General features: G+C 60.0%; 9 protein-coding genes. 5 read left to right on the plus strand and 4 right to left on the minus strand.

Features of this window, described 5'->3' with window-relative positions:
• Positions 1-307 precede the first annotated feature (307 nt).
• On the minus strand, positions 308-1,708 hold the full coding sequence (locus ATY76_RS07775) for a calcium-binding protein (protein WP_088674195.1): 1,401 nt from the start codon (positions 1,706-1,708) through the stop codon (positions 308-310).
• 216 nt (positions 1,709-1,924) lie between these two features.
• Here ATY76_RS07775 and ATY76_RS07780 point away from each other — a divergent pair, with 216 nt between their 5' ends.
• Complete coding sequence (locus ATY76_RS07780; protein ID WP_245309757.1) at positions 1,925-2,521, plus strand: hypothetical protein; 597 nt, start codon at positions 1,925-1,927, stop codon at positions 2,519-2,521.
• A 42-nt stretch (positions 2,522-2,563) separates the two neighbouring features.
• Here the strand turns inward: ATY76_RS07780 and ATY76_RS07785 are convergent, their stop codons facing one another.
• On the minus strand, positions 2,564-3,124 hold the full coding sequence (locus ATY76_RS07785) for a TetR/AcrR family transcriptional regulator (protein ID WP_088674363.1): 561 nt from the start codon (positions 3,122-3,124) through the stop codon (positions 2,564-2,566).
• A 236-nt stretch (positions 3,125-3,360) separates the two neighbouring features.
• Here ATY76_RS07785 and ATY76_RS07790 point away from each other — a divergent pair, with 236 nt between their 5' ends.
• Both ATY76_RS07790 and ATY76_RS07795 read left to right on the plus strand, forming a co-directional pair.
• Positions 3,361-4,533: an efflux RND transporter periplasmic adaptor subunit gene (locus tag ATY76_RS07790; RefSeq protein ID WP_088674196.1), complete on the plus strand. Its 1,173-nt coding sequence runs from the start codon at positions 3,361-3,363 to the stop codon at positions 4,531-4,533.
• A gap of 5 nt (positions 4,534-4,538) precedes the next feature.
• Positions 4,539-7,691, plus strand: coding sequence for an efflux RND transporter permease subunit (locus ATY76_RS07795; RefSeq protein ID WP_088674197.1), 3,153 nt, complete (start codon positions 4,539-4,541; stop codon positions 7,689-7,691).
• Between the two features lie 27 nt (positions 7,692-7,718).
• On the opposite strand, the gene ATY76_RS07800 is transcribed toward ATY76_RS07795, so the two are convergent.
• Positions 7,719-8,468, minus strand: coding sequence for a phosphoglycerate mutase family protein (locus ATY76_RS07800; protein WP_088674198.1), 750 nt, complete (start codon positions 8,466-8,468; stop codon positions 7,719-7,721).
• A gap of 202 nt (positions 8,469-8,670) precedes the next feature.
• Here ATY76_RS07800 and ATY76_RS07805 point away from each other — a divergent pair, with 202 nt between their 5' ends.
• Both ATY76_RS07805 and ATY76_RS07810 read left to right on the plus strand, forming a co-directional pair.
• The gene (locus ATY76_RS07805) at positions 8,671-9,483 is read left to right on the plus strand and encodes a UDP-2,3-diacylglucosamine diphosphatase (RefSeq protein WP_088674199.1); all 813 of its coding nucleotides are present in this window, start codon (positions 8,671-8,673) and stop codon (positions 9,481-9,483) included.
• Between the two features lie 165 nt (positions 9,484-9,648).
• Entirely contained in the window at positions 9,649-10,866 is a 1,218-nt protein-coding gene (locus ATY76_RS07810) for an MFS transporter (protein WP_088674200.1), read from the plus strand.
• Here ATY76_RS07810 and dgcA read toward each other — a convergent pair.
• Entirely contained in the window at positions 10,818-11,801 is a 984-nt protein-coding gene (gene dgcA / locus ATY76_RS07815) for an N-acetyl-D-Glu racemase DgcA (protein ID WP_088674201.1), read from the minus strand. The genes ATY76_RS07810 and dgcA overlap by 49 nt on opposite strands.
• Between the last annotated feature and the right edge of the window lie 7 nt (positions 11,802-11,808).

Raw genomic sequence — 11,808 nt, forward strand, 5'->3', positions numbered from 1 at the left:
AAGCCAGAACCTTCGATGCTCTCTGGAAAGCCATCGGCGATATCTGCAATCTCTTCACCTCAACAGAATGCTGGAACTTCATCAAAGAGGCAGGATACGCGTACACTTAATCGTCCGATGCTCTAGCCGGACATCCCGCGCCCAAGTGACATAGCTTGGGCGCGGGATCAGACTGCGGATCGAGTTCTGGAGCTTTCCTCACAGGTCGTTCTCTGAACTTGCAGAGGCTTATGCACCAAAAGCAAGCACACTTAAGGCGTTTGCAGCTCTGCCCTGATGGCTGGAGTAAAGAGGTTTTCCATAAGAGCTAAACTAACCAAGACACGTCGCTCGGATTAGTAAGTTGCAGATCATTGGTCAGTGGGTCAAAGTCTTGGACGAGACCGTCGTCCTGTTCTTCCGCAGGGCGAGTTCTAGCATAATCTTCAAGGCTAATCCCCAGGTCACCCTGATAAAAGTCTTTGATCGCGACAACAGGACTTGCTGGATATCCAGTCAAGACAAAGAGATAGGGCACAGAATCGCCGTTTTCAATGACATTGAACAGTGCGACTTGCACTCCGCTGCCATAATAAAATGCAACGCCGCTATCGGGGTCAGAATAGCCATAGTCGAAGGCGCCGCCGACATTTATCACCTGAAACTGCTCACCCGGATCCCAGTATTCGTGATAAACTTGAAGCTTGATTGATCCAACACCGTCGCCCCTTGATTCGTCGATTGTATCGATGTGCGAGAGCAGTTCTTGGGCCTTTTGGTCTGTGAACTCTGAGAGGTAGGCCCAATCCCAAGTTTCGCCTTCATCCGTGCTGATCAGATAGGTATCGTTGCCCTTTCCGCCAGAGAGAATGTCGCCAGCGTGATCGTTCCATTCTCGGTGATCTGCGGTTAGGTCTAGTGTTTCGAGAGAAGACGGTTGCGACCAATTGCCGCCAATTAGAATATCATTGTCGGCATTGCCATACAGCTTATCGGCTCCAATGCCTCCAATAAGGGTATCGTCCAGCGTGCCACCGTAAAGGTAGTCATTTCCGGTGCCAGCTCGGATCTGATCGGACCCACTCATTCCCATAAGCAGAACGTCATCGGTTCTCTCGCTGGTGTCGATTTTGTTTGCGCCTGGGTGGTTGAAGGGTAGCTGATCTTCCAGAACTAGACCGACATGATGCCCGTCGGTCAAACTATGTTGAAGGTCGGTATCTAACTGTTGTTCGACTTCGAATTTGTATAATGTAGAATAATAGGATGCGCGATCTTTAGCTTGTGCACCGTACGCGTCCAAGTAGATTGCGTTTTCGATCCTTACAGTATCGCCTACATAATCATAGTATGGTGTCGTCAGGTTCGCCGGAGTCCCTTTAAATGGTCCGCTAGCGAGAAGAACTCCGTCACTTGCGCCCGACACCGCATGGATGATCTCATGCATAAGTCCTTTTTCAAGCGTGTATTCAGAAAATGTCCCGTCGCTGGAAATGTAGTATTTTTCGTCGAATTCACCAGGATTATAATATACTTTAAATTCTCCTCTATCCGCCCTTGTTTGTTCATCCGGAATGAATTCCAGTGTCCGGTTCTGTGATACTAGGAAATCGAATATCGTTTGAGCGTTGCTTGAATTGGTATACCAAAATGTTACCGCATCTCTGATGGTTTGCACGTCATCGGAATTGGCGATGACAAGTCTGCTCAATACATCGTTCAAAGCCATGAGTACCTTCCTCGCCTCAAGGGTAGAATTTTTATCTGCCGATGTCCGCATAGGTTGTCGACATTTTTTCAAGAGTCAATCATTAAGATAATAAATTTTATTCGGCACTTTAATGGTGTAATGCTATCTCGGGTTTGGTACGATTTCCGTAGCTTTCTGACGGTTGATTTTGCGATGGAAGTGGGTTGGTTTTGCTAGATTGGTGGGTATACAAGCATGAGTAAGCGATCCGTTTTCTTCGCCATTCTCTTAATAGTTCTTGTCGTCGGAAATGCTTCGGCGGCGGACGAAAATATGGGCGTCAGCGATGCAATTAAAAAGCTTTCGCTGGCGCGAGACGCCTTTTTCAGATGCGCAGCGGCTATCAAGATCTTAAATAACATCGATCATCCCGCATGCCGCACCAGCGCCCTGACGATTATCCTTGCTCAAGGCCAAGCTCGTCTTCCTCAGATCGAAATTTCAGATAGCACTGCGGTTCGTTCAATTGTCGAAGATGTCATAAGCGACAAATCTCCTCTTCGGTTTGAACGCCCCGCAAAACCACACATCGATTCGATGGTCGAGGACGTTTCAAGCTCCTTGAAACGATCTGGGCCTGATTACGACATGATTGATTGCCTCGCAGAGCTGGAATACTTTCAGCGGGCAAACACCGCCGCCTGCAATTATGCTTATGCCAAAGTAGAGCTTATTCTTTCCAAAATAGCTGATGTCGTCGGCTGGGGCGTCACACGGGATGAATTTCCCTATGTGCTGCAACGTGGGCTGGAGGCTGCATATCGGACCGGGGTTGAGGAGGGCGCGAATTAGCTTTCCGTTTGTGACCTAAGACGATCGCAGTTTTATTGCTCGTCATTCCCTGGTGAGATCAATCAATTCCTGCAGCAGAGGCGTGTCGTCGGACGCAGCTTGATCGTCGGGCCGCAGAACATGGGTCAGCCATGCGCCGTCGGCGGCGAGGCGCACGACTTCGAGGCGTGTTCCCGTGTCGGTCGCGGCGTGCCTGGTGAGCCGGCCGCTGATCCATTTGTGCCAGAGGCTCTTGGAATAGGGATCGGCAAGGACGGTCATGGTCTGCGCCGACCACGGGCTGCTATTGAGAGCGCGGTCGGCAAAGAGCGTGCGCACATAGGCGCGGGTAAAGGTGCCGTGGCCACCCTTGTCCTTGTCCAGCTCCTCGTCGATCTCGCGGTCGAAACTTTCCATCATGCCGTCGAACACCGCCTCGACCAGAGCCTGCTTATTGGGGAAATGATGGAACAACCCCCCCTTGGTCACGCCGGCGGCACTGGCAACCGCCTGCAGGCTGACGGCGGCCAGACCATGCTCCAGCGCCAGTTTCGTGGCGCAATCCAGGAGAGCCTGCCGCACGACATCAGGCTGTTTCTTTCTGTTTCGGGGGCTATCTATCAAGGCATGACCCGTATTCATGAGGAGCTTGGTGGCGCGGGCGCCCCGGAGTCAGTAGCACTCCCGGGGCCGCGGTGCCATGAGCTCTTCCAGTGTGATAATGCTATCATACCAACCGGTAGGTATCTTGCAAAGCGAAAAGATATCCGCTACTTGTCGGCTCAGGAGGCCCGCCGAACGTCATTTCGGCGGGCTGTGTTTTTTTAGACTATAGTGGCCATCCAAGAAGGCTGATAAACATGCTTCTTCGAACCAAATCACTGCGTTATGCGCTGATCCTGGAGTCTTTCCTCTGCGCCGGACTGCCGGCTCACGCACAGGAAGGCGGCGCGATGCCGCCGGCCGCCGTCAGCGTGCTCAAGCTCAATGCCCGCCCGGTTCCCGTCGTCAGCGAGCTGCCCGGCCGCATCGCCGCGACGCGCGTCTCCGAGGTGCGGGCCAGGGTTTCCGGCATTCTGCAGGAGCGGGTCTTCGAGCAGGGCAGCCTCGTCCACCAGGGCGACGCGCTTTATCGGATCGATCCGGCGCTGTTTCGCGTGCGCGTCGCAAGCGCGGAAGCCAGCCTCGAACGCGCCAGGGCGACGCAGCTGAACGCCCGCCAGCAGTTGGAGCGTCAGAAATCGCTGCGCGATCGCGATGTGGCGAGCGGCGTCGAATATGATGCGGCCGCCGTCGCGCTGGCGCAGGCGGATGCCGATGTCGCGCTGGCGCAGGCGGCGCTCGAAGAGGCGAAGATCAATCTCGGCTATACGGAAGTCCGTGCGCCTATCACGGGCATCATCGGCGGCGCGCTGGTGACGGAAGGAGCTCTGGTGACGGCCGATGCCGGCGACGCGCTGGCGCTGATCCAGCAGATCGACCCGGTCTATGCCGATTTTACGCAGTCCTCCGGCGAACTGCTGTCGCTGAAACGGGCCGTCGAGAGCGGCGCCCTTGCTTCGACGGAACCCGGCAAGGCCGACATCAAGCTCGTCTTCGACGATGGCACTGTCTATGACCAGGCCGGAAAACTGCTCTTTAGCAGCGCCAGCGTCGATACGACCACGGGCCAGGTCACCCTTCGCGGCGAATTCCCCAATCCCAAGGGCGACCTGCTGCCGGGGCTTTACATCAGGGTGCGCATCGAGCAGGCGATCCGCGAGAATGCGATCGTCATCCCGCAGCGAGCCGTCGTTCGCACCGCCGAAGGCAAGGCGCAGGTCTATGTGGTCGAAGAGGGCGATGTCGCTCAGCCGCGTGACGTGGAACTCGGCCAGTCCTCCGGCAATGAATGGGTCGTCGAAAGCGGCCTGTCGGCGGGCGAACGTCTCGTCGTCGATGGCGTCCAGAAGCTGCAGCCGGGCGCGAAGGTCGCGCCCGAAGAACAGCGCGAAGGCCAGGTGGCGTCCGGCGACGCCAGGAAGCCGGAGTAAGATCGATGGCACGCTTCTTTATCGATCGCCCGATCCTTGCCTGGGTCTTTGCGATCTTCATCTCCATTGCCGGCCTGATCGCGCTTCCGTTCCTGCCGGTCGCCCAATATCCGAAAGTCGCGCCGCCGCAGCTCAGCATCAGCACGAGCTACCCCGGCGCATCGCCGCAGGACATCTATCAGGGTGTCACCCGCCAGATCGAGGAGGAGCTGAACGGCGTCGAAGGGCTTTCCTATTTCGAATCGACCTCGGATACCTCAGGCGCGATGACGATCACCGCGACCTTTGCGGCCGGCACCGATATCGATCAGGCTTCTGTCGACGTCCAGAATGCCATACGCCGCGTCGAGCCGCGGCTGCCGCAGACGGTCAAGGACCAGGGGATCACGGTAGAGGAAGCCTCGTCAGGCTTCCTGATGTTCATCTCGCTGACATCGACGGACGGAAAGACCGACGAGGTGGCGCTCGGCGACTATCTCAACAGGAACGTCATCGGGGAACTGCGCCGTCTGAGCGGCGTCGGCCGCGCGCAGCTCTTCGCATCGCAGCGGGCGATGCGCATCTGGATCGATCCCGACAAGATGGTCGGCCTCAACCTGACTGCCTCGGATATCAGCGCGGCGATCACGGCGCAGAACGCGCAGGTCGCGGCCGGCCAGATCGGCGCAGCACCCAATCCGATCTCCCAGGATCTGACGGCAACGGTACTGGTCAAGGGACAGCTGACCGATACCAAGGAATTCGGCAACATCGTGCTGCGCGCCAATGCCGACGGTTCGATCGTCCGGCTGCGCGATGTCGCGCGCATCGAGGAGGGCAGCGAGAGCTACAGCTTCTCCACCCGCCTGAACGGCCAGCCGAGTGCCGCCATCGCCATCCAGCTGTCGTCGACGGGCAATGCCGTCAATACGTCCAACCTGGTCAGGGCGAAAATGGAGGAGTTGTCGCGCTTCTTCCCCGCCGGCGTCGAGTATGCGGTTCCTTACGATACCAGCCCATTCGTCTCCGCATCGATCGAGAAGGTGGCGCATACGCTCGCCGAGGCCGTGGCGCTCGTCTTCATCGTCATGCTGATCTTCCTGCAGAGCCTCCGTTACACGGTCATTCCGACGCTCGTCGTGCCTGTCGCGCTGCTCGGGACGCTCGCGGTGATGTTTGCTGCCGGCTTCTCGATCAACGTGCTGACGATGTTTGCGATGGTGCTTGCCATCGGCATTCTCGTCGATGACGCCATCGTCGTCGTCGAGAACGTCGAGCGCCTGATGGCTGTGGAAGGGCTGTCGCCCAAGGAAGCGACCAAGAAGGCGATGCGGCAGATCACAGGCGCGATCCTCGGGATCACGCTGGTGCTCTCCTGCGTCTTCGTGCCGATGGCCTTCTTCCCGGGCTCCACCGGCATCATCTATCGCCAGTTCAGCCTGACCATGGTTGTCTCGATCCTGTTCTCGGCATTCCTGGCGCTGTCGCTGACGCCGGCGCTGTGCGCCACCTTCCTGAAGCCAATCAAGGGCCATCACGAGAAGGAAGGCATTGCCGGCTGGTTCAATCGCAATTTCGACCGGCTGACCGGCCGCTATGCCCGCACCGTCGGCGGACTGGCAAAGCGCTCCTGGCGGATGATGGCCGTCTATGTCGCGCTGGTCGTCGGTCTCGGCTATCTCTTCGTCAACCTGCCGAGCAGCTTCGTGCCGGATGAGGACCAGGGCTTCCTGATCGTCGACGTGCAAGGCCCGCCGGAGGCGAGCCGGAACCGGACGGTGGCATCGCTGGAGAGCATCGAAGCGATCTTCCGGAAAGAGCCGGCCGTCGACAATATTGTCGCGATCCAGGGTTTCAGCTTTTCGGGGCAGGGCCCGAACGCGGCGCTCGTCTTCGTGACGCTCAAGGACTGGGCCGAGCGCGGCGAGGGCAATTCGGTGCAGGAGATCTCCAATCGCGTCAACATGCAGCTGTTTGCGCTGAAAGACGCGACGTCCTTTGCCCTGTCGCCGCCGCCGATCGAAGGTTTCGGCACGACCAACGGCTTCACCTTCCGTCTTCAGGATCGCGGCGCGAAGGGGCAGGCGGCTCTGACCGAGGCGGCGGGAATGCTGCTCGGCAAGGCGTCGCAGAACCCGGTGATCGCGGGCGTCCGGCCGGAAGGCATGCCGGATTCGGCGCAATTGGTACTCGTCATCGACCGCGAGAAGGCAAACACCTTCGGCGTCGCCTTCGCCGACATCAACAGCACGATCACCGCCAATCTCGGCTCGAGTTATGTCAACGACTTCCCGAATTCGGGCCGCATGCAGCGCGTCATCGTGCAGGCGCAGGACAAGAGCAGGCTTCAAGCCGAAGACCTGATGAAGCTCAACGTGCGCAATGCGAGCGGCGGCATGGTGCCATTGTCATCGTTCGCCATCGCCGAATGGCGCAAGGGACCGGCGCAGATCGTCGGCTACAACGGCTACCCCGCCGTTCGCCTCTCGGGCGCACCGGCGCCGGGCTATTCGTCGGGCGCGGCGATCGCCGAAATGGAGCGGCTGGCTTCGGAACTTCCCGAGGGCTTCGGCTTCGAATGGACGGGGCAATCGCTGGAGGAAATCAGGTCGGGCACCCAGGCACCGATCCTTTTCGGCCTCAGCATCCTCTTCGTCTTCCTGCTGCTGTCGGGCCTTTACGAGAGCTGGTCGATCCCGCTGTCGGTGATGCTGGTCGTGCCGCTCGGCGTGCTCGGCTGCGTGCTCGCAGTGATGAGCCGCGACATGTCCAACGACATCTACTTCAAGGTCGGCCTGATCGCGATCATCGGCCTTTCGGCCAAAAACGCGATCCTGATCGTGGAATTCGCCAAGGACGGCTTTGCCGAGGGCAAATCGCTGATGGATGCCGCGATCGAAGGCGCTCGTCTCCGCTTCCGGCCGATCATCATGACCTCGCTCGCCTTCACGCTTGGCGTCGTGCCCCTGGCAATCGCCACCGGTCCCAGCGCTTCAAGCCAGAATGCGATCGGCACGGGCGTGCTCGGCGGCATGATCTCGGCGACGGTGCTGGCGATCTTCTTCGTTCCCGTCTTTTTCGTCTTCGTGCTGCGTCTGCTGAGGACGAAGCGGCCGGCGGCGGTGAACGAAGAGGCCGCGGCAAGCGAGGAGCCGGCGACCGTGACGTCGGCGACATGACGTAAAGCGCCGGCGGATTGCCTTGGGCTATCCGCCGGTTTTCGGCGTGAGCGTGATGTCGGCGCCATGGGCGTCCCGCAGCTGATTTTCCTGTCCCGGCTGGCGGTCGGCGGCCTGGTGCAGCAGGATGGTGTCGTAGCCTTGGCGGCGCGTGCCCTCGATCAGCGTGATGTCGGCATTTCCGGGATTATCGGAGCGCTCGAACCAATCGACGGAGTGATGGAGGAAATTCATCTCGACGGCGCGGTTGGTGACGCCGTGGCCGACGATCGCAACATTATGGTCGCCGCTTTCGGCCTCGTGCATGACGGTCTGGAGGAACAGGCGCACCCGCTGCGCCACATCCGCGCGGCTTTCGCCATCCGGCGGACGCGCGTAAAACTTGCCGCTGTTGTTGCGCAGCCTTGCCCATTTTTCGAATTCCTCGGGGAATTTCTGCCTTTGCTCGGCGTGATCGTAGATTTCCGTGAAGAGGCCGAAATCCTGCTCGCGCAGCAGATAATCCTCCCTGACATCGCCGATGAAATTCTCCGGCAGCGCTTGAAGCAGCGCATCCTTGCTCTGCCGGGTCCTCAGAAACGGCGAATACCAGATGTGCAGCTTCTGGAACCCCTGGCTCGGCAAGCCCTCGAGATAGGAGGCGATGACGGTGCCTGCCTCCGCCGCCTGTCGATAGCCCCATTGGGTCAGCGGCACGTTGTGATCGCCGAATTGGCGATACGCGCGCTCGTCGATGTTGCCGAGGGATTCGCCGTGGCGAACGAGAAAGAGACGCATCAGCCATCCCCCATTGTCCGATAGGAATCGGCGCCATCATGAACGCGCTCCATGCCCAGGGCAACATGCCATGCAGGATGCCGCCCGGCGCGCAAACGACAGGTTTGCAGGGCTTTTCCCCAACTTGTCATCTTCCTGAAACACGAGTCTGGTTTTGGAAGGCTAGATGAAAGATGGGGCACGAGCACTGTTCGTGACAGACATGATGGAACCCAGGCATTTCCGCACACTCTTCATTTCCGATGTGCACCTCGGCTCGAAGGCCGCGAAGGCTGATTTCCTCCTGGATTTTCTGCGCTACCATGAAGCCGATACGATCGTGCTCGTCGGCGACATCGTCGATGGCTGGCGCCTGAAGCGCAGCTGGTATTGGCCGCAGGTGTGCAACGACGTGGTCCAGAAGCTGCTGCGCAAGGCGCGCAAGGGCACACGCGTCGTCTACATCCCCGGCAATCACGATGAATTCCTGCGCGACTTCCCGGGCATGCATTTCGGCGGCATCGAAGTCGTCGAGCGCATGATGCATGACGGCGCCGACGGCAAGAAATACCTGATCCTGCACGGCGACGAATTCGACGTCGTCGTCCGCAACGCCCGGCTGCTCGCCTATCTCGGCGACTGGGCTTACGATACGGCCATCCGCATCAACATTCTGCTCGCGGCCGTCCGCCGCCGCCTCGGCATGCCTTACTGGTCGTTTTCCGCATGGGCCAAGCTGCAGGTCAAGCATGCGGTCAATTTCATCGGTGAATTCGAGCGTGTCGTGACCGAAGAAGCCCGCAAGAGCGGCGCCGACGGCGTGATCTGCGGCCATATCCACCACGCGGTGATCCAGGACATGGACGGGATCCGCTACATCAATACCGGCGACTGGGTGGAAAGCTGCACGGCGGTCGCCGAACATGAGGACGGCACCTTCGAGCTGATCACCTGGCGGGCGCTTGCGAGCACCGTGCCGGCGCTTGTTGCCGTCGAGCGCTCCGAAGACGCGGAGCTCGCCCCGCAGGCCGCCTGATTTCGGCGTCGCCGCTTGCCGCGGCGGCACTGCAGCAATTTAGCCGTTACCGCGAGGTGACAGGCCCTATTTATTTTCTAAAACGTTTCCGGACGGCTATTTCTCGCAATAGTCGTCCCTAGGGTGCTGTGTTAGGACAAGGATCAGTTTCCTTCAGGTCCACCCATGATTCCCGCTCAACATCTCCCGGGTGAGGGAGCGCCGCCGCGCTTCCGGCTGCTCAGTGCGCTTTCCTATTGCGCGCCGCTGCTCGTCAACGGCGTTGTCCTGCCGTTCTTCCCGGTATGGCTCGAAACCCACAGTTTCAGCGATCATGAGATCGGCATCATCCTTGCCATACCGATGGTCGTCCGCGTGCTGGTGGCGCCTGTGGTCGCCATGATCGCCGACCGCCTGAAGGAGCGCGCCGACGTGCTCCTCTGGTCCGGCTCTCTGTCGCTGCTGACGGCGATCGCACTGTACTGGACGACCAGCTTCTGGCCGGTGACGATCGTCTTCGCGCTTCAGGGCGCCACCTTCGCGCCCTATGTGCCCGTGGTGGAATCGATCGTCATCTCGGGTGTGCGCCGTTGGGGGCTCGATTATGGGTCGATGCGGGTGTGGGGTTCGGTCGCCTTCATCGTCTCGACGCTGGTCGGCGGCCAGCTGATCGGCCGCTGGGGCGGCGGGATGGTGCTCGTCGTCATGGTGTTCGGTTTCACCATGACCGTCGTGATGGCGATCTTCTGTCCGCGTATCGGGCCGACGCGGCGGCGCGGCCAGCCGATCGACCTACCGGCCGCCACCGGCAGCGGGCTGCGCGAGCCGCATTTGCTGCTGCTCCTGATCGGTGTCGCCATCCAGCAGTCGAGCCATGCGGTGCTCAACGCCTTTTCCTCGATCTACTGGCATCAACTTGGCTTTTCCGGCACTGAGGTCGGCCTGCTCTGGAGTGCCGGCGTGGCGTCCGAAGTGACGGTATTCTTCCTGTCGAAGCGTCTCAACCGGCGCTTCAATGCCTGGACGCTGATCCGCTTCGGTTGCGCCGTCAGCTTCTGCCGCTGGATCCTGTTTCCGATGAATGCCGGCTTTGCCGGCTTCTTCCTGCTGCAATGTTTCCACGGCTTCACCTATGCCTTCGTGCATACGGGCGTGCAGCGGCGGATTGTGGCGACGGTGCAGGAGACGCAGGAATCATCGGCGCAGGGCGCCTATTTCTTCTATGTCGGCATGGCGATGGGGCTAATGACCATCGCGTCGGGCTATCTCTACGCCTGGCTCGGGCTCGTCAGCTATTACGTCATGGCGCTCGTCGCGCTTTCCGGCCTCGGGCTGGTGATCTACGCCTATTACCTTCAGCCCCAGAGGGCGTTTTCCGGCGGGAAGACCAGAGAAGCGGCATAATGCAGGCCGGGCTCGCGGTCTCGGGCGAGCAGCAGCGGACCGTCGAGATCGACAAAATCGGCATTCTGGGCGAGCAGCACCGCCGGCGCCATGGCAAGCGAAGTGCCGACCATGCAGCCGATCATAATGGAAAAGCCGAGCCGCTCGGCTTCCGCCTTCATCGCCAAGGCTTCCGTCAGGCCGCCCGTTTTGTCGAGCTTGATGTTGACCGCATCGTAGCGGTCGGCAAGGCTTGCGAGATCGCCGGTGTGATGAACGCTCTCGTCGGCGCAGACGAGGAGTGGGCGACGGATCTCGGCAAGCAGCGCATCCTGGCCGGCCGGCAAGGGTTGCTCGACGAGGGCGACACCTGATTCCGCGGCGATATGAAGGTGACGTTCCAGCACCGCTTCGGGCCAGCCCTCGTTGGCGTCGAGAATGATTGCGGCATCAGGTGCTGCCGCACAGACGGCGCGGATGCGGCTTTCATCGTCGCCGGTTCCGACCTTGACCTTGAGCAGAGCGCGGCCGGCATGTTCGCGCGCCTGGGCGGCCATCACCTCCGGCTCGCCGAGCGAGATGGTGTAGGCGGTGGTGAGCGGCTTGAGCGCGGTGAGGCCGAGCCGGGCAGCGACAGCTTGGCCCGTGCGTTTGGATTCGAGATCCCAGAGCGCGCAATCGACGGCGTTGCGCGCCGCGCCCGGCGGCATTGCCGACAAGAGATCGGCACGCGAGATGCCGGCTTCAACAAGCGGGCGCGCGGCCTCAATCTGGGCGCAGACGCTCTGCATGGTCTCGCCGTAGCGGCGATAGGGCACGCATTCGCCGTGCCCCTGCGCGCCTTCTTCGGTGAGCGTGCAGGTGATGACCTCGGCCTCGGTCTTTGCGCCGCGCGAGATGGTAAAAGTTCCGGCAATCGGGAAGGAATTCATCTGGATATCGAGTGTGCGCGGCATTATTGCT

Origin of the sequence: Rhizobium sp. R339 (assembly GCF_002211395.1) — a bacterium.
GTDB lineage: Bacteria > Pseudomonadota > Alphaproteobacteria > Rhizobiales > Rhizobiaceae > Rhizobium.

What these genes read in the sequence shown, in the direction of transcription:
- ATY76_RS07775 (WP_088674195.1), bottom strand. Translation starts at nt 1,708, where the DNA reads ATGGCTTTGAACGATGTATTGAGCAGACTTGTCATCGCCAATTCCGAT.
- ATY76_RS07780 (WP_245309757.1), top strand. Translation starts at nt 1,925, where the DNA reads ATGAGTAAGCGATCCGTTTTCTTCGCCATTCTCTTAATAGTTCTTGTC.
- ATY76_RS07790 (WP_088674196.1), top strand. Translation starts at nt 3,361, where the DNA reads ATGCTTCTTCGAACCAAATCACTGCGTTATGCGCTGATCCTGGAGTCT.
- ATY76_RS07795 (WP_088674197.1), top strand. Translation starts at nt 4,539, where the DNA reads ATGGCACGCTTCTTTATCGATCGCCCGATCCTTGCCTGGGTCTTTGCG.
- ATY76_RS07800 (WP_088674198.1), bottom strand. Translation starts at nt 8,468, where the DNA reads ATGCGTCTCTTTCTCGTTCGCCACGGCGAATCCCTCGGCAACATCGAC.
- ATY76_RS07805 (WP_088674199.1), top strand. Translation starts at nt 8,671, where the DNA reads ATGATGGAACCCAGGCATTTCCGCACACTCTTCATTTCCGATGTGCAC.
- ATY76_RS07810 (WP_088674200.1), top strand. Translation starts at nt 9,649, where the DNA reads ATGATTCCCGCTCAACATCTCCCGGGTGAGGGAGCGCCGCCGCGCTTC.
- dgcA (WP_088674201.1), bottom strand. Translation starts at nt 11,801, where the DNA reads ATGCCGCGCACACTCGATATCCAGATGAATTCCTTCCCGATTGCCGGA.